This is a genomic window from Leptospira yasudae (assembly GCF_003545925.1).
GTDB classification, from domain to species: Bacteria; Spirochaetota; Leptospiria; order Leptospirales; family Leptospiraceae; genus Leptospira; species Leptospira yasudae.
Genome location: NZ_QHCU01000002.1, coordinates 33,138 through 51,270, shown reverse-complemented (window position 1 = coordinate 51,270; position 18,133 = coordinate 33,138). Strand labels below are relative to the sequence as shown.

The following is an 18,133-nucleotide window of genomic DNA, read 5'->3' as shown; positions in this document are numbered from 1 at the left end:
TTCTGATTCCAGAAAAGGGAACGAGCCAAAAGATATTTTCTTTAGATGCGTTTTTCGAAAGCCGCTTCGTTTTTGATTTTTTTTCTGCGGAACGCGTTCGGATTGGTTCCGGTGAACTTTTTAAATTCCATATAAAACGTAGATTTAGAGCTAAATCCGGCTCTTCCGCCGATTTCCGCAGTGGTTTCCTCGGGGTGATCCAAAAGAAGCTTTTTGGATTCCTCGATACGGTATTGATTGATCAACGATGGAAAATTATTTCCAAATTCGACATTGATGATTTCGGAAAGTTGATGAAGGCTCAAACCCAATTCTTTCGCTACGTTTTCTTCCTTTAAGGATTTCTGAAGATAAATCTTTTTCTTTTCGAGAAGGTTTTTGATATCGATAACGATCTCGCTGACATTCAAGGAGGAAGTCGTGGATTTTCTCGTTTGAGCGGATTCTTTTTCCTCCGATTCCTGCGCCGCTTTTTTATTGAAGAATTCATTCAGCGAAAAACTGACTAGGATCGAATGGAACGGAAGAAACAGAACGACTCCGAAAACGGAAAAGGAATTAAACGGATAAAAATCGAAATGAAAAATCGTTTTATACGTATCCAACAATAAAAAAGCGGTCCAAGACGCGGTGTAAAGCAAGCTGGTCGGAGAGTTTGTGCGTAAGAACTGATAATGAACTCGGATAAAATAATAACTCGAAAGTCCGACGGTCGCGACCAAAAGAAGAATTCTATGATCATACCAGGCTTGAAATAGCGGTATCAAAGCATACAAAGAACCCAATGCGCCGGCGATCCAGAAAAACATGGAGCGATATACTTTTTTCTGATTGGCCCGATCTATCGTAAAAAGATAGAGAAAAAGAAAAACGTGCGATATTGCGAGAAATAAAAAGTAACTGTGACGGAATAGATTGTTCGTGTTTCCGGCGATTTCCGCGAAGGTTCTTCCGTGTAGAAAGTAGAATGTAAGAAGAACGGAAAAGGTATATAAAGGAAACGTAATGAAAACTTTGTCTTTAAACCGGTAATAACCGAAAAGAGAATAGAGAACCGCGATTCCGACGATACCTATGATCGAATACGGCAGAATCGATCTCATTCTTTTATGAAGTTCGTATTCTTCCAAGCCCATAATCCGAATCCGATAATTGATATCTTCGTTGGATTGAATGAAAAGATAAAAGATTCGGCTTTCGTTCGGTTCCAGGTCCATTCTGAAATGGGGTAAAGAAGCCAGAATCTTTTCGTCGGGAGTCGAGTTGGAATATCCGGAACTCGAAGAAACGAACTTTCCATTTTTATCGAAAAAACAAAGCTGCGTATCGGGGACGTTCAACCAACCCAAAAGAAGGATTCTACTTTGAAGCGAAGTTTCGGAATTCTTTACGCTGAACCGAAGCCAATTTCCGAATGGCGTCCTTTTTACTCGGAGAACGTTTCCGGAGATGGGATGCCATTCCAAATCCTCTAATCCATCGATATGTTCGGGAGAACATCCCGCAAATTGTTGTCCTCTGTAACGATATTCTATAAGAGAGCTGATATTCTTAGAGGAAGTATCCTCGTTCAATAATACGGATTCCGGGTGCGCAAGAATCGAGGAAAAAGAAAGAAACACACTGAGAATCATCGTAAAAATTTCGGGTTTTAACGTTGAACTCGTTCGCATTCTTCTCTTTATTCCTAGTCTTAAAATATTCATCGGAGACGATATCATTCTTTTTTAAAAGGTTTCTGAGGCAAATTGAGTTTTATTTTTTCTCAGAAAGAAAGTGCCTGATTTTTACGGTTTGTATTCCGAACTGGATTCTCTTAGAAAACTCGGTTTGCACCAGTACTTTTTTACAAGTTGCCTTTAAAAAAGAAAAGGTTTCATTTTTCGACCGGTCCTTTCAACCATCGTATCTGAAAAATTCATCGATCTTCCAATTTTATAAAGTTAGACACTATTTCTTGATTCTTTTAAAACACATAAGAATCCGGAAAAGACGAAAAATTCGGTATAAAATAAAAACAAATTACGTATTCACTAATGAAATCGGTTCTGCTTTAAGCAGAGTATGGAAATGCCAAAGATTTAGAGCTTAATAGAAAAAGGTTTAATAAGTCTATTGCGTTATGTCCCTCGGATTTTTTTAACAAATCGGATCCGATTTTCCTGAAAACGCAGTTTTCCAAAAAGTGATTGTCCAATTTTATAATCCTGGAAAGTCTATTCCTTCAGTAGGGGAGAGTTGAGAAAGGGTTCCGATTTCTTCCTTCCCTTAACTTTGGATTACTGCTATCTCCCTTTGAGGTTTCAATTCAAATCGAGTAACGGTGTCTTTTAATCATGGAGTTAGCTAACTATGGACATGCACGCTATATTAGAAAATGTGCTGAACCCACCGGTACTGTTTTTCTTCCTCGGTATGGGAGTGGTCTTTTTCAAATCTGATTTGGTAATCCCCGAATCCTTGTCTAAATTCTTCTCGATGTATCTCCTTTTTGCCATCGGTTTTAAGGGAGGGCATGAGCTTTCTCGTACCGCATTCAGCCAAGAGCATTTGTTTACTTTGCTCGCCTGTTCGATCATGGCGATCACCGTACCGATCTACGCTTATTACGTTTTGAAGATTAAGCTGGATAAACACAATGCAGCAGCTTTGGCCGGTTCTTTCGGTTCGATCAGTGCAGTGACTTTTGTAACCGCGGGCGCTTTCTTGCACAATCTCGGCGTTGAATACGGCGGGTTTATCGTTGCGGGAATGGCTTTGATGGAATCTCCGGCGATCGTAATCGCAGTCGTTCTCGACCGTTTGAATAAAAATAAAATGAACGGTGGCGGAGCGATTAATTGGAAAGCGTTGTTCCACGAAGCGTTATTCGGATCTTCCATCTATCTTCTTGTGGGCGCATTGGTCGTTGGTTACATCACCGGCGATTCTGGCTGGAAGGCTGAAAAAGTTTTCGCCGATGACCTATTTAAAGGGATCTTAACATTCTTCCTTTTGGATATGGGAATTTCAGCGGCGCGCAGATTTAAAGAACTCGCTCACGTGGGATACTTTTTAATCGCCGCTGCAATCGGTTTGATGATCGTAAACGCTACTTTGGGTCTTGTTCTGACTAAGATTATCGGAATGCCTGTGGGAGATGCACTTATGTTCGTCGTTCTTTGTGCATCCGCTTCTTATATCGCCGTTCCTGCCGCTATGAAGGATATGATCCCGGAAGCGAACCCGAGTATTTACCTTACGGTTGCGCTTTCGATCGTATTCCCGATCAACATCGTGGCAGGAATTCCCCTTTATTATTACCTTGTGACTTTGACCTAAGGAGGGTTGTTTTTTCGGCGAACCGTTTTATTGAAACAGAAAATCGCCGAGAAAAACGAATACTAAAACATTCAATAATTCTCATTTGAATCCTTCTTTAAACGGAAGGATTCAATCGAAGACGAAGATGATCGTTTTCTTAAATAAAAAAAAGAAGAGTTAATCAAAATGACTTCGAATCAAAAAAAAAATACTGTAAAAATAGGTTTCATTCTGTTCTTTCTCCTCTCTTTCGAGAGTGGGGCGTTACTGGCCCAAACGACTACTCCGACCGCAACGCCGGTGGTTGAGGTTAAACCTGCAGGTGATTCTTCCGCAGCTGCTAAACCTTCGACCGAATCAAAAATGGACGACGCGGATTACGTTTCTCCGATGAAGAAGGGCGGCGTTAGTGCTGAATATAATCGTCACATGTTTATCGATCCCGATCTCGCGAAGACGGTGAATAAATACTCGAATAAACTTTGGATAAACGATTGGATCAAGTTGGGTTTTTACCTCAGACCGAGATACGAATCCAGAAACAATCTAAACTTCGATAAATCCAATCACGCGTATACGGATCGCATTATGCAGACTACTGCATTTTACTTCCTGGTCGATCCAAGTCCGTACGTGACCTTCAAGGTTACGGTCCAGGACACAAGGGTTTGGGGGGGCGAGTCGCCCGCAAATGTCGGGGACATTCGTGCGGGTTTTTTCAGCAATACTCCGACCCTAAGCTCCGATCCGAATACTCCCGGAAAACCGAGTAACTCCATCGCTCAGAACAACACGAGCATCCGAGAAGCGTTCGTGATGATCAAAAAACTTCCTCTTGATGCGAAAGTTCAGGTGGGTAGACAAATATGGGCTTATGGAGATCAAAGAATGTTGGGCGGTGCGAACTGGACGATCAACGGCCTTTCTTATGACGGTGCGCGTTTGATGTTCGACTACGAGAATTTCAGCTCTCACTTTTTTGCGGCAAGACCGTATTGGACGCAGAGCGGAGTCAACGGTGTCCTTTCCTCCAACGATCCGAAAGTGAATTCGACCCCGGGAAATACGAATCCCTCCGCTGCTCAATCGGATACGACCTTGTTCGGAACATACAATAGTTTTAAGATCTTAAACGAAGCGGTATTAGACGTTTATAATATAGACGTCGTTAAGAAATGGATTCCGCAAACGACTCCGGCTTCGACGACGGACGACGTTTTAGCGCAAAATCGCAAAAGACAAACCGATATGCTTTACACGACCGGTTTTCGTCTGACCAACAGGACCAATAAGAACAATCTTCCAGAAGGAAAGTCCTGGGACTGGACGATCGAAAGCGCGTGGCAGAACGGTTACAACGGGCAAAGAATTCATAAGCGGTTTATGGGTTCCGATGTCACCGGATCGATCGAAGGCGTAAATCTCGCCGATACAAGAACGGAAAGAGTCAAGTATTCCGGTCGCTTTCACCTCGTACAAACCGGTTACACGTTCGCCAATAATTTAAGATTGGGTGCGCAGTACACGTATGCCTCCGGTGATAACAATCGCGCGGATGGGAGCGTGGGAACGTTCCAAACCCTCGTCAATCCTCGCTTCGGGGTAATTCCGTATTGGAACAACGTCGCGGGTCTTTCCGAAAACATCGATACGAAGAACCTTAGTTCTTGGAACGCGAACATCACTTACAAAAGCGAAAAGTGGGGTATGTTCCAAGTCGCTTATATCATCAACGACAAGGTTCAGAAGAATGACGCATGGTATGCGATCAACGGAGGAGCGAATTCCATCGCCGGTTCCGCTTTGTCTTCTCCCGTTGCAACGGCGACTAACGCGACCGGAACGATGGCGACGGCAGGTTCCACGGAAAATTACACAGGGAATGCGTATACCCAATCGTATTCGACAGGCAGAAACATATATAACGAATTGGATTTAACATGGATGTTTCAGGTGAACGACAACGTGTCCATCTGGACCGGAGCCGGATTTCTGATCGCTGGAAATTCGATTCGAAATTATAGAAACAGTCCGTTGCTTTATAACGGAACAACAAACCAGTTTGAATTGAACCCCGCTGCGTTTATGAAACAGCACACTTCCGCGAACAACGCGAGCGTGTTCTTCTTTCAAGTGAACGCCGCGCTTTAGAAAAAGGAGGCTCATCAGCCGATGATCATTCTATCTTATTTGATAGTCGCAATGTCCCTTATCGCACCTTTCCTTGCGGGAAGGGTGATCGGTAAGAATTTTTTCGGACAAGACACGGCCATATTCATTGGTCTCACTCTCCAAGCCGTCTTGGGTTTGATCACCTCCATCTACGTTTACGGATACGAACACCGCAAAAGAACGACGGTTCTTTTAGGTTACGCTGTGTTCTTTCTCAGCACGGGATTTTGCTACTTGGTCGGTAAGACCTTGTGGCTGATTCTTTTTTGGGAATTATCCACTGTCAGTGCGTTTCTTTTGTATCAAGGCGGCAAGTGGACACCGAACTCGATCAAAAGTTTTATCGCGTTGGTTGTTGCAGGAGGAGTGGGCGCCTTCTGTTTTACGTATTGGATTTACTCTCCCGAAGGCGAATTCGGAAATATGTTTTTGGTCGCCGGTCTTTTGGTTAAAGCCGCGTTTTTCGGATTTCACTTTTGGCTTCCCGAAGCGCACTCCGGTTCACCGGCGCACGCTTCCGCCGCTTATTCCGGGATCTTGGTGAATCTTCCTTTGATTCTTTTTCATCAACTCGTCGCACCTTGGCTCGGGAATACGGTTTATATCAAGATTTTGATTCCTCTGGCCGGTTTCGGAGTTCTTTGGGCGGGGCTTTCGTCTTTGTTTTCGAGAGACGCGAAGAAGGCGATCGCTTACAGCACGGTCGAGAATATGAACTTTCTGTTTCTCTGCATTCTTCTTTCCGCGTTATGGAAGGACAACGAGGTCGAGAGTTTGAGGGTGTTGAGCCGATCCTTTTCGTTTCTCTTTATTCTTTCTTTGATTCATCACAGTGTCAGCAAGACGTTTCAATTTCTTTCCATCGGATATCTCACCAAAATATCAGGTTTTTCGAATGTGGATCAGAATACCGGTGTCGGAAGAATTTCCGGTCTCCCTTCTTCTTTGTTGAGCTTGGGAACGATTAGTTTTCTTGCGATTCCCGGAACGACCGGTTTTTTATCGGAAGCCACCTTTGTGAAGTTAGTCGCCGGTGTTTTGGAAATTCCGGGACAAAGCGCGATTCTCGTACTTCCTTTGTTGATCTTGGTATCTTCCGGTTTGGTGCTGGGCGCCGCAGGTCACTTAAGAATTTTCTTAGGAATGGTCTTGTCCAGACCGAGAAACAACTGGCAGGAAAATAAACCTTCCCGTTCGATTTTTTATTCTCTTTCTTTAAGCGGAATTTTGATTCTTCTCGTATCATTGGGAATTTCTGCTTACGCGGTTTATTATTCCCCGACGACCGAATGGCTGGATGAGAAATGGTATCGCGGACTTGCGATCGTCAACTTCATCGGGCTAGGTATGATGGCGCTCGTAGGAATTTTCGGATGGAGAACGAAAATTTCCAAAAGAAAGCTTTGGGATTGCGGAGGAAATTACGGAGGAGCGGACGTCGCCATTCCTTCGGACGGAATTTCGGATCCTCTGGTCCCTTCTTTGGGAAGATATTTCACCAATGAAGAAGGGAACTCCAGATTGGACGAGGGAATACTTCACGGTATTATAAAATTCTTGAATACTTTCAAAACAAGAGTCAATGAAGCAGACGAAGAATCGATTTCGATCAATCTCGCTTTTTCTTCCGTGACCGTCGTGATTCTTCTGTTCGTGATTATCGGCCTCAAGTTAGCCGAGGGAGATTTATGGAAATTGTTCTTAAATACCTTGACCCAGTAATCCGGGTATTATCGTTTATCGCTCTTCCGTTTTTGTGCGGAGGTCTTGTCCAAAAGATCAGATCGTACGCTCAGGGAAGAGCGGGCGCACCCGTTCTTCAGATCTTGTATGATACCTGGAGAATGATCCGAAAGAAACCGGTGGACGGACCTTTTTCCGGATTCTTCACGGAAACTTCTCCTATGATCGCTTGTTTGTCCGGATTAGTCGTATGGAGTTTGGCGAGTTTTGAATGGGGTTCCTTTCTTCTCATTCCGTTCTTAATCGGAATCATGAGATTCGCGTTGCTCGCGTATTCCGTAGAAAACGGAACCTCGTTTGCGGGGATGGGAGCGGCGAGAGAAGTGATTCTCTACGTTTTCTGCGAACCGATCATGATTCTCGTTCTTGTCGTGTTCGAATCGCACCTCGTATTCAACGCGAACTTTGCGAGCCTTGCCTTCGGCGGCCTTTTTCTTTTAGGAACCTCTTTAGTGATTTTGGCAGAACTCGCCAAACCGCCGTTCGACGATCCTAGAACTCACTTGGAACTTACGATGGTTCACGAAGCGATGCTGCTGGAAGCCTCGGGGAGCAGAAGGGCGCTGTTCGAATTGGCGCAACAATTCAAAACGTGTGCGTTGTTTCTCTTTGTCGCAAAGATGGGCGTTTATCACGGAGAATTCTTTTTGAGCAGAAGCGTCTCGCCGTTTTGGCTCGATGTGGTCGCCGTCTTGGGAGCTCTTTTCGTTTCGGTTTGCGTGGGTTATATCGAAGCGAACAGTACTCGAAGAAAATGGCTCTGGGTTCCCGAATTGCTCGGTTTGAATTTTATCTTCATGCTCTTTTTGGGCATTCTCCTCAAGTTAGGTTGATCTTAAGGAAATTATATGGGAACAGAATTCAGTTATTTAATTCTACTTCTTTTGGGAGTCGTGATCCTACTCGAGAATCGCTTGAAACGGCTCGTGCTTTTGCTCGCGTTTCAAAGCGTTTTTCTTTTGGTTCCTCTGTTTGAAAACAATGGGTACGGGACTCACAGTTTGTTTTTGGCGGGAATGATCCTTTTGTTCAAGGTCGTCTTGACTCCTTGGATTCTTTTTTGGACCGCAAGAAGAACGAACTCCGTTGAATCCACGTTTCCGAAGGTGGGTTATATTCCCACTTTCGCGCTGTTGATGGTAGGGGCCGTAGTAGGTTTTTTTATATTAGGATTTACTAAACTTCGTTTCGGTGAAGTGAATCAAATGTCCTTTCTTTACACGTTCCTTCTTTTGTATGTGGGAATGGTGGGATTCGTCGTTCGACGTCACTGGGTCGGCGTGATCGCTTCTTTTGCGGTGTTTGAAAACGGAACCTTTCTTTTGACGCAAATCTTAAGAACGGAACTTCCGCTCGGCATCGAGTTCGGTTCCTTTTTGGACGCGGTGTTTATCATCGGTGCGGCGGCGACTTTGAGAATCAGCATGGAAGGTTCTTCCGAAAACGAAAAAGAAGAGGTGTCCGTATGAGTCTTCTCGTTTTAAACGGAATCGGAGCCGCGGTTTTATTTCTGATTCTTCTCGCGTATATTTTGGCGCCGACTCGGGGACAAAGACAGATCGCAATGTGGTCTTTTTTGATGATCCTCTGTGTCGGATTAACGTTTGCCGCATGGAACCTGGAAGGTTTCGCGCTTCAGTGGGTTTTGATCGAAGCGACTACGTTCACGGGTGCGCTGCTCGTGTCTTCGAGCAGAACTTCCAAATCCTTTCCGATTGCTTGGAAATTTCTTTTGATCAACTCGTTTGGATTGGGGATCGCGTTTTTAGGGATTATCATCGTTACGGCTACGTTACACGGTATCGATCATCCTGTGGAAGTGCTGGCAGGTAAATTATCCGAACATCCCGAAAATCTGTGGATCGAAATCGGACTTTGGCTGGCGATCTTCGGTTACTCCGCAAAACTCGGACTTTTTCCGAATCACGTTTGGGTCGTCGATACGTACGGCGAAAGCCCGAGTCAAATATCCGCTTTGATCGCGGCCTTTGTTCCGGTTGCCGTAAGTTATGCGTTAAGACCGTTCATTCACATGGATCATCAGTTGTATCCGACCACTTTCAGCGCGGCGGACGGTTTGTTGATCCTAGGTGTTATCACGATGCTACAAAGTATCGTCGCGTTGTATCAAAGAAACGATTTGAGAATGATGACCGCGAAAGTAGCGCTCTTTCACAGCGGGGCGATCGGAATTTTTCTTTGGATGGATCTTCCGGATCCGGTGTTCAACTTCGTAATGGCCGGAAACATCGTGTTGAAATCCGTTCTCTTTTTAACGATGGGAATTGTGAGAATGGACGCGGGTAAACGGGAACTCAGCAAGATCTTTCTTTCGGATTCGATCAACAAAAAGGCCCTCGCGCTTTATACTGCATCTTTGTTCGTCGCGTTCGTTCTTCCCGGTTCTCCGATTTTCGTAAACGACCTTCTACTTTTAAAAGTGGGTTGGACGCAAGGACAATGGTTCGTGATCACCGTTCCGTTTTTGGGATTGGTCTTTTTCGGAGTGCTCCTCTACAAAACGGTTCCTCTTTTCAATTTGGAAGACCGGCCTTTCGCAAAGGAATTTGCCGGTACGTTGCAGATCCGTATGACCAACTCGCTTTTACTTTTTATCATGGTGTTGGCTCTCGGTATCTGGGGATTTTATCACCTACTGCAAGGAGAATTTTAAATGCGCAGCGTAACGGGTTTGTATCCGAGAAAAAGTAAAAAGGGTTACAACCGCTTCTGGCTTACGAGCGACGGAGTGGAACACGAAGTCGTCGAATATTCCGAAAAGGAAGCTTATGAAGATACCGCGAATCCGATATGGATTCTCAGGCATTCTCTCGGAACCGATCAGGGAGAAGAGGATTATTCTTCCTATGATTTCGAAAGATATATCTCCGCGGATCGCAAGACGGACGTGGAAAAATTCGTAACCAAAAAAGGTATTAAGGATTTAGTATATAAGGGATTGAAGGTACCGATTCCTGCGAGCCATTATTCGCACGCGGTCGGACCGATTCATGCGGGTGTGATCGAACCGGGACATTTCCGTTTTATCGTAAAGGGAGAAGAGATTCGTAATCTCGATATTCGTCTCGGCTTTCAAAAACGAGGATTGATCGACTTAATCAAGGGAAAAGGACCGAAGGATTCTTTACCTTATGCGGAAGCGGTTTCGGGAGACAGCACGATCGCTTATGCGATCGCTTTCTCGAGAATCTTTGAAGAAGCGCAGAAGATCTCGGTTCCCCAAGAGTTAGATTTTGCAAGACTCGTTTTGCTCGAATTGGAAAGAATCGCGACTCATATCGGAGATATGGGAGCGATCGCGGGCGACATCGGTTATTATCCGCTGCAAGGCGTTTGCTCTTTGCAAAGAGGGGTTCCTCTCGGAGTGATGGAAGCGTTGACGGGAAATCGTTTCGGAAGAGGGGCTTTGTCTCCGGGTAAAGTGCTTCTTAGAAAGAATCTGAACCGCGAAAAATTAAACGAACTCGCGGAAAGAATCCGATCGGTAACCGCGGATGTGGCGGCGCATTTCGAACGCGCGGCCGACGCTTCCACAAACCGGGAAAGACTTCAGTCCTGCGGAGTGATTCGTCAAAAACAAGTCAGACATCTCGGCTTTATCGGAATGGTGGAAAAATGCACCGGACTCAACAGAGATCTTCGTCATTTAGAAAAATCGTATGCGTTTAGTTCGCCTATATCGCTCGATCTCAATCGGGATCATATGAGAGGAGACGCATGGGCGAGATTTTATCTGCGTTACGAAGAATTGAAGAACAGCGGCAAGTGGTTGGTTGAAGCGATTCCAAAATTGGAAGCGGCTTTGGATCGACAACTCGGTAAGTCCTCCTCCAAATCTCCCGTTAAAAAAGGAACGTATTATTCTTCGGTCGAAGGATGGAGAGGCCCGGTCCTCGTTTCTTTGGATTTGGACGCCGAAGGGACGATCGAAGAAGCGTATATTCGCGAAGTATCCGTTCCAAACTGGCACGCGTTGGAATTGGCGGTAAGGGGAGAATACATCGGGGATTTTCCGTTGAACAACAAATCCTTCAACCTGAGTTACGTAGGAGTCGACCTATGAAAATTATATTCGAAATATTGAATATTCTTCGTCCCGCAAAGACGATGGACTACAAAAATGTCTCGCCTTTTAATCCGAACGCTCGGGGAATTCCGGTTCCCGTGCTCGCGTCCAACGAGTCCTGTCTTTCCTGCAAGTCCTGCGAACAGGTTTGTCCGACCCATTCCCTGAAGATTCTTTCCAAAGATAAAATGAGTTTCGATTACGGAGCTTGTCTTCAGTGCGGAAGATGTTCCGAGTTCTGTTCGGACGGAAAGATCGTAGATTCGGGTTTCGTTCATGTTTATTCCACCGATCGCGACGCTTTGAAAGTCATTTATACGAACGGTATTCCCGACGAAAAACCCGAAGTCGAAACCGAAGAAGTAAAACAATTCAGAAAGGCGACTAAGAAAACCGGATTTCAATTCCGGGAAGTGGCCGCTAGCGGAAACAACACGACCGAAGCGGAAATCAACGCGAGCTTCAATGCGTTGTTTGACGCCGAAGCGAGTAAGATTCGTGTGGTTGCTTCTCCAAAACACGCGGATGCGCTCGTCTATTCCGGACCGGTCGGACCGAATATGGAAGGGCCCCTTGACACAGCGTGGGAAACGATGCCTTCTCCGAAGGCGCTTATCGCCGCAGGTTCGGAAGCGATTGCAGGAGGACTTTTTAAACTCGGCAAACTTCCGAAAGAACCGGATCTGTTTATCGGAGGAGATCCACCTAGACCGGACGTGATCGTATCCGCGTTCCGTTATCTGATGGGGACGAGAGAATTCTCCTTTCGAGCGGAGTTATCCAAATTCGTTCAGAATTTAAGAGAAACAAAGTAGTTTAAAAAACTTTAATACGCTCCGCGACGAAAACGAACCGAAAAACGGCATACCGTTCGTCACCGAGCATATTAGAAAAATCCAATACGAAGCCGCATCGGATTTCGAGATTCGAAATTCTTTGCGGTTTTTTTATCCGCCGGAAACGGCAATTCCGATCAAAACGATCGCGATCAAAGGCGGCAATCCTTGGATGATCGCAGCCCGCGCCATCGAAGGTTTAGAAGCGAATAAAACCACGCCGGCTCCGAAAACCGAAAGGCAGGAAAAGATCATGATCGCCGGAGCATAGTTAGCATGAAGATCGAAAAAAGTCGCTCCGTAAAGCGCTCCGATCGCAAGGAAGAGGTTGTAAAAACCTTGGTTTAAAAAAACTCCTTTCATCGCTTCCGCTAACTTTTTATCCGTAACTCCGAAACGTCTGTGAATTGTCGGTTTCATCCAAAGAACGCTTTCCATCAGAAAAATCCATACGTGAAGTGCGCCTACGATACCGGCTAAAATCCTTGCGGCTAAAATCATTCGTCTAACTCCTAAAATTTGTGGGGGTAGTTTAACAGTTCGCCTTTTCTTTGTAAAGGCGTATCCGGGCCAGTTTTCGACGTGATTCGGCCGTTCACTTTTTAGCCGAATCGGAGTTTTTGTTGCGATTTTGCCAAGTCTCGTTCCAATACCGATTATGGACGTTGTCATTTTATTAATTCCGGGAGCCCCGGCCTCGGTCATTACCGGTCTCTGCGAATTTTTTGAATTCGCCGGAATCGATTTGGAGAATCGGCGTAAACCTCCCATCTGCCGCGTTCGAACTGCGGCGATTCAATCGGAACCCGTTCAACTTCATGGAAATGTGCAGATCAAACCCGACTTAGTCGGTCGTTGCGAAAAAACGGATCTCGTGATCGTCCCCGCGGTCGGACCGAACGTTTTCAATCTCAAACGCAGATGCGGGTTGGAAATCGAATGGCTCAAAGACGCTTCTACGAAAGCGGACAGAATTGCGAGCGTTTGTTCGGGAGCGTTTCTACTTGCCGCGACCGGTTTGTTGGACGGGTTGTCCGCGACGACTCACTGGCAGTTCGCTTCTTTTTTTCGGAGAATGTTTCCGACCGTTCATTTGGATATCAATAAGTTAGTGATCGACCAAGGTAAATTTCTGACTTCCGGAGGCAGCAACGCTTTCTACGATTTAAGTCTTCATGTTTTAGAACAATCTCTCGGAAGAGAGGTCGCTCTTAAATGTGCGAAACATTTTCTTCTCGACTCGGATCGGATTTCGCAAACTCCGTTTATGACCTTCGCTACGCAGAAACATCACGACGATCAACCGATCGCGACAGCGCAGGATATTCTCGAGAACGAATTCAACACCGCGATCTCGATGGAATCTCTCGCGCAAAGAGTCGGTATCAGTTCCAGAAGTTTAAAAAGAAGATTCAAAGAAGCGACGGGAGAACCTCCTTCGACGTATTTACAACGTCTTCGCATCGAATGGGCAAGAAGACGATTGGAAGAAACGGGAGATTCCATCGAAGAAGTAAGTTACGCAGTGGGTTATGAAAACGTGGGTTTCTTTCGAGTTCTTTTTAAGCGTTATATCGGAATGACTCCGCTGGAGCATCGGCGACGTCATTCGCTTAAGCTTCCCGTTCGACTTAAATGAACTTTCCCATTCTTTCCATCGAATAAATGGCTTCTCTGGATTTTAAACTCATGGATGAAAACAAGGTTTCGGAATTGATCCCTTCGAAGATATCGACCGGATACGTGATTCTTGGATCGTCCTTTGTGTGGATGGGATAAAAACGTTTTTGATCCCGATAAGAATACGTAGTCAATACGATCGTTTCCACGTCTTGAAAGACGACTTCCAAGTTTCTCAGCAAGGTGTTGATCTTAGAGGCTATGTTCTCGTTGATATCTTCCCAAGCGGAAAGTTCTCCCGAAATTTCCGCATTGAGATGAATTAGGATCGGTTCGGTTGCGGGTTGTTTCGAACGATTCTTTTCCAAAACTCTTCTTGCAACGTTTAACGCATCCGTATCGTTTCCTCTTCCGGTTTTGACGAGAATCGCTTTGTTTCTTTGCAAGAGTTCAAAGCCGTCTCCGTAGCAGATCAATTCCTCCGCGTGGTCTAAGATTCTCCATTTTTCCTCTTCGCTTAAAAAGGACAATTTGCGTCTATGATTCAGAGAATACGTGATGTTCCAAATCGTTTGATACAAAAGCGCAGGAATCAAAAGGGGCGGAAGGTCTTTTACCGAAAAAAGTTTTTGAATCAACGCGTTGAATAAATCCGGTTGAATCAGTTTTTGCGATTCAAAATCGTCCGAAACGACGATCGAAGCCGTTTCACGGATGAGATACGACTTCATACAAAGTGTGGTTTGAAAATCGTTGAAAAAACGAAGCTCCGGTTCCTCGAATAATTCTTCGGGAGTTTTGAAACCTACATATCTTGCGGTCGCAGTATCTTTGATCGGGTATTTTAAGAAGGCCTTATGAAAGATATCGGAAGGGTGTTTGAAGTCGAAGTTGTCGATGAACTCGGTCGTATCCAGACGGATTCCGTCTTCGAAGATGAGAGTTTCGGCCATCGAATCGGTGTTTGTGATTCCTTCCATCACGTAGAGTCTGTCTTTACGAAACATTTTCCGAACCGCTTGTGTCTGCTCTTGAATCGCTTTTCTCGCGGCTTGGTCGTCGTGATCGTGGGCCGCGCAGCCGAGACCGGGAAGATCGGAACGATGCATATACGCGATAAACAGAGCGGGAGTATTCGGAGTGTTGCAGGCAGCGTCGTTGATCAGTCGATCAATGCGGTTCCAAAACCAGAAGTTGTCAAGGTTCGGTGAAACGATATTTCCATCCGTTCTTCCAAAACGAATCGTAGTCACCGGATAGCCTTTGAGTTTGCTTCCGTGGACGCGTCCATCGATGCACTTCGTCACTAAAACCTTGGGCGCTCGAACGCTGAATTCATGGATGACGTGTTTCATTCGATGAATCGTTTCCGATTGAAGAATGTTTTCTTCCAAGTATTGATCCAAATATCGATGAACTTCCTGCACGAAAAAACCTCTTTCTCCGATTCTTTTCGAAAGAATCCCGATTCCAATTGTACGAATCGAATGGAAATCGTAAATTCATTTGAAAGAAGCCGGAAATTAAAAATGAGTCAGAGGTTTTTTGGATAACACGAAAGTCCGAAAAAACTTCGAGATGAATTCGGGGTTGAAGAACCAACCAACTCGATTCCAAACTTAAAAACCGATTCTCCAGAACGCAGTCCCTTTGAGTCGAAACGACTGAGCCAATTCTTTATATTTTTCTAATGTTTTTAAATCGGTGACGGCTCCGGTTCCGGACGAATTCTTTAAAATCGAAAAACCGTCTTCGTGTTCCACGATTTCGAGATCATTGTTTCTCTTTTGTAAGTCCTTTTGCGTGAGAATTCTTACCGTACCGTTTCGATTCCAAAAATAACCGTACAGAGGAAGCCCTAACCAGAGTTTGGAAGCGTTTATCCGTTTGGATAAAAATTCCAGATTTTTTTTCGTAAGAGATAAGGAAGTCACCGGACCCGGTGGCGTTTGCGGAGAATGGTAATCATAGCTCATCAGTACAAATTCATCGATCGCTTCTTCTTGAAAGAGATCGGAATGAATCACATAGTTTGGATTTGGAAACTCTATCTGCGGAAAAATAGCGATTGTGATTACCCGATCCTCGGGGAAACGTTCCTTTAAGATTCTCAGGAACCGTTTATACGAAGCGATTTCCGATTTAGGAACGGATTCTATATCCAAATGAATTCCGGCCAAATGCGGATTGGAATGTAAGACATTGATGATATTCCGAATCGCAAATTCCATTGTCGCATTCGATTTAAGGAAGCTCGAACCGTTTTTAGAAACGGCTGTGATCAGAGGAATCAGTCGAATTTTATGATTCTTCGATAAGGATACGAAACCTTCCGGAAGTCTCGCTGATCGAAACGTCCCATCTGATAATATGGTATTCCCTGTATAACTAATGGTATGTGATTTGGAAAGAATCTCCGTCCAGTAAGAGGATGAACGCGTTTCTATCGTTGTAAACAAAGCGTAATTCCAATGATTGGATGCTACTTGAGCCCAAAGTGCATTTCCGACAAACAAGGATAGTACGGTAAGAATTCTGAAGATGCTCACGTCTTACGGATTATAAAACCATTTTGTAAATTTCAATCAATCCGGGAACCTTTCAGGCCGATTTTCTAATCAGATGAAAAGGACCGGAGTCATCCGGGAGGAAGCGAAATTGTGGTCATCAAAGCGGGTTTAGAAGAGGCGATCTGCGAAGGCTTGGAAAGGCTCGGAATTTTAAATTCCGGTCAAAAACCGAGAGTGACCTTTCATTCCTCCAGCCTAAATGAAATCTATCTCGCCACAGTTCCGCATCATTCCTTTGCGGTTAAGGTCATCAAAAACCGCGATATGGCGGAAACCGAAAAGGAATCCCTGGAACAACTCTATCGAATCGGTGTAAGAGTTCCCGAATGTTACGGAATCGTACAAGCGGGCAACGCTTGGCTGTTGGTTATGGATTTCGTCGAATCGGGTTCCGCCTCGGGAGCCCGCGAGGATTTAATCCGAAGTCTAAAACTTCTCTACCGCAAGGATTCGAACTCCTGGGGATGGAAACGGAATAATTTTATAGGAACGCTTCCGCAAAAGAATCGATGGCACTCGACCTTTTCCGAGTTCTTTTGGGAAAGTCGCTTAACAACGCAGCTCGAGTTGGCTTCTTCCCGAAAACTGATCACGACGAAGGATTTTGAAAACGTAAGAGACGTATTCGAAAAATTTACGGAAGAATGGAATCTCAATCAAGCAAGACCCCGTTTGATTCACGGAGACCTTTGGTCCGGAAATATTCTGACAGGTAAAAACGGACATTCGTATTTGATCGATCCCTCGATCGCATTCTCTCATCCCGAACAGGATCTTGCGATGTTGAATCTTTTCGGAAGTTCTTTGAACTTGGAGGAGATGCAGCAGATTCTTTCCTCTTCCGGAATCGACGACCCGGACCATTTAAAGGATCGAATTCCTTTTTGGCAGATGTATCCGATCTTAGTTCACATCAACCTTTTCGGACCTTCGTACCTTTCATCGCTTCGACAAATTCTGCGTTATTACGGTAAGAGTTAATTCCGTTTTAAAACCGCGAATTGCTTGCTCGATCCGTTTGCGGAACGAAGATAAGCGGATCATGAAACTTTCTGGAAATACGATCTTAATCACCGGTGCAACTTCCGGAATCGGTTTGGAACTCGCAAAACGATTTGCGGGTTTGGGAAATACGGTTCTTGCTTTGGGAAGAAACAAGGATTCCCTTTCGAAGTTATCCTCCGTTCCGGGAATCGAAACGATTCGATGCGATCTCACCAAACCGGCGGACTTCGAAAAACTCGTATCGATGATCCGCAAAAAATATTCTTCGCTTAATATTTTGATCAACAACGCGGGCATTCAATACAACCCGGATTTTTCCAAAGACCCGGATCAAACGGAGTTTATCCAAAAAGAAATCGAAACGAATCTAACGATTCCCGTCCGATTGATTTCAGTTTTAATTCCGATTTTAAAAACGCATTCCGAATCGGCGATCGTAAACGTAACATCGGGACTCGCTCTCGTTCCGAAACGGTCGGCACCGCTTTATTGCGGAACTAAGGCCGGTTTACATAGGTTCACCGAAGCGCTCCGCTATCAACTCGAAGGGACCCATGTCAAAGTGATCGAGATGCTTCCGCCACAAGTGGATACTCCGATGACCGCCGGCAGAGGAAGAAACAAACTGACCACTTCCGCCCTCGCGGACGAGTTTATCGCCGCGCTGGAAAAGGATCGTACGTATATCGGAATCGGCGTCGTAAAGTATCTCGGAGTCGCACTCCGACTTTTTCCTTCTTTGATTTATAGGATGATTAAAAAAGCATAAAAAACCGTAATCAACGGAGCGCATAAAA

General features: G+C 45.0%; 15 protein-coding genes. 11 read left to right on the top strand and 4 right to left on the bottom strand.

All coding sequences use genetic code 11. The features are described from left to right. Positions 1-41: 41 nt before the first annotated feature. Positions 42-1,673 (bottom strand): helix-turn-helix domain-containing protein, encoded by a 1,632-nt coding sequence (locus DLM76_RS05360; protein WP_118964604.1) that lies wholly within the window; start codon positions 1,671-1,673, stop codon positions 42-44. Between the two features lie 679 nt (positions 1,674-2,352). Here DLM76_RS05360 and DLM76_RS05355 point away from each other — a divergent pair. The 8 genes from DLM76_RS05355 to DLM76_RS05320 all read left to right on the top strand — a co-directional run bounded on the left by DLM76_RS05355 (position 2,353) and on the right by DLM76_RS05320 (position 12,120). Further along, complete coding sequence (locus tag DLM76_RS05355; protein WP_118954551.1) at positions 2,353-3,321, top strand: sodium-dependent bicarbonate transport family permease; 969 nt, start codon at positions 2,353-2,355, stop codon at positions 3,319-3,321. Between the two features lie 168 nt (positions 3,322-3,489). Beyond that, positions 3,490-5,454 carry an alginate export family protein gene (locus tag DLM76_RS05350; protein WP_118964603.1) on the top strand — a complete coding sequence of 655 codons (1,965 nt, stop codon included), beginning with the start codon at positions 3,490-3,492 and terminating at the stop codon, positions 5,452-5,454. Positions 5,455-5,475: 21 nt separating this feature from the next. Beyond that, positions 5,476-7,197 carry a proton-conducting transporter transmembrane domain-containing protein gene (locus DLM76_RS05345; RefSeq protein ID WP_118954553.1) on the top strand — a complete coding sequence of 574 codons (1,722 nt, stop codon included), beginning with the start codon at positions 5,476-5,478 and terminating at the stop codon, positions 7,195-7,197. Continuing rightward, positions 7,164-8,051 carry an NADH-quinone oxidoreductase subunit H gene (locus tag DLM76_RS05340; protein ID WP_118964602.1) on the top strand — a complete coding sequence of 296 codons (888 nt, stop codon included), beginning with the start codon at positions 7,164-7,166 and terminating at the stop codon, positions 8,049-8,051. Before DLM76_RS05345 ends, DLM76_RS05340 begins: the two co-directional genes overlap by 34 nt. A 15-nt stretch (positions 8,052-8,066) precedes the next feature. After that, a complete protein-coding gene (locus DLM76_RS05335) occupies positions 8,067-8,687 on the top strand; it encodes a formate hydrogenase (RefSeq protein WP_118954555.1) in 621 nt (206 codons plus the stop codon). Then, positions 8,684-9,892, top strand: a complete 1,209-nt coding sequence (locus DLM76_RS05330; RefSeq protein WP_118964601.1) for a proton-conducting transporter transmembrane domain-containing protein — start codon at positions 8,684-8,686, stop codon at positions 9,890-9,892. Before DLM76_RS05335 ends, DLM76_RS05330 begins: the two co-directional genes overlap by 4 nt. Then, a complete protein-coding gene (locus tag DLM76_RS05325; RefSeq protein WP_118964600.1) occupies positions 9,893-11,302 on the top strand; it encodes a hydrogenase large subunit in 1,410 nt (469 codons plus the stop codon). After that, on the top strand, positions 11,299-12,120 hold the full coding sequence (locus DLM76_RS05320; protein ID WP_118964599.1) for an NADH-quinone oxidoreductase subunit B family protein: 822 nt from the start codon (positions 11,299-11,301) through the stop codon (positions 12,118-12,120). Before DLM76_RS05325 ends, DLM76_RS05320 begins: the two co-directional genes overlap by 4 nt. A gap of 132 nt (positions 12,121-12,252) precedes the next feature. On the opposite strand, the gene DLM76_RS05315 is transcribed toward DLM76_RS05320, so the two are convergent. Next, positions 12,253-12,642 (bottom strand): DUF1304 domain-containing protein, encoded by a 390-nt coding sequence (locus DLM76_RS05315; protein WP_118964598.1) that lies wholly within the window; start codon positions 12,640-12,642, stop codon positions 12,253-12,255. Positions 12,643-12,799: 157 nt separating this feature from the next. Here DLM76_RS05315 and DLM76_RS05310 point away from each other — a divergent pair, with 157 nt between their 5' ends. Beyond that, entirely contained in the window at positions 12,800-13,780 is a 981-nt protein-coding gene (locus tag DLM76_RS05310; protein WP_118964597.1) for a GlxA family transcriptional regulator, read from the top strand. On the opposite strand, the gene DLM76_RS05305 is transcribed toward DLM76_RS05310, so the two are convergent. Together DLM76_RS05305 and DLM76_RS05300 are read right to left on the bottom strand one after the other, a co-directional pair. Continuing rightward, a complete protein-coding gene (locus DLM76_RS05305; RefSeq protein WP_118964596.1) occupies positions 13,773-15,188 on the bottom strand; it encodes a hypothetical protein in 1,416 nt (471 codons plus the stop codon). The genes DLM76_RS05310 and DLM76_RS05305 overlap by 8 nt on opposite strands. A 192-nt stretch (positions 15,189-15,380) precedes the next feature. Beyond that, complete coding sequence (locus tag DLM76_RS05300; RefSeq protein ID WP_118964595.1) at positions 15,381-16,310, bottom strand: glycosyl hydrolase family 18 protein; 930 nt, start codon at positions 16,308-16,310, stop codon at positions 15,381-15,383. Between the two features lie 111 nt (positions 16,311-16,421). Between DLM76_RS05300 and DLM76_RS05295 the strand changes: the two genes are divergently transcribed. Next, a complete protein-coding gene (locus DLM76_RS05295) occupies positions 16,422-17,312 on the top strand; it encodes a fructosamine kinase family protein (RefSeq protein ID WP_118954563.1) in 891 nt (296 codons plus the stop codon). 61 nt (positions 17,313-17,373) lie between these two features. Then, a complete protein-coding gene (locus tag DLM76_RS05290; RefSeq protein ID WP_118964594.1) occupies positions 17,374-18,105 on the top strand; it encodes an SDR family oxidoreductase in 732 nt (243 codons plus the stop codon). The last annotated feature ends 28 nt before the right edge of the window (positions 18,106-18,133 follow it).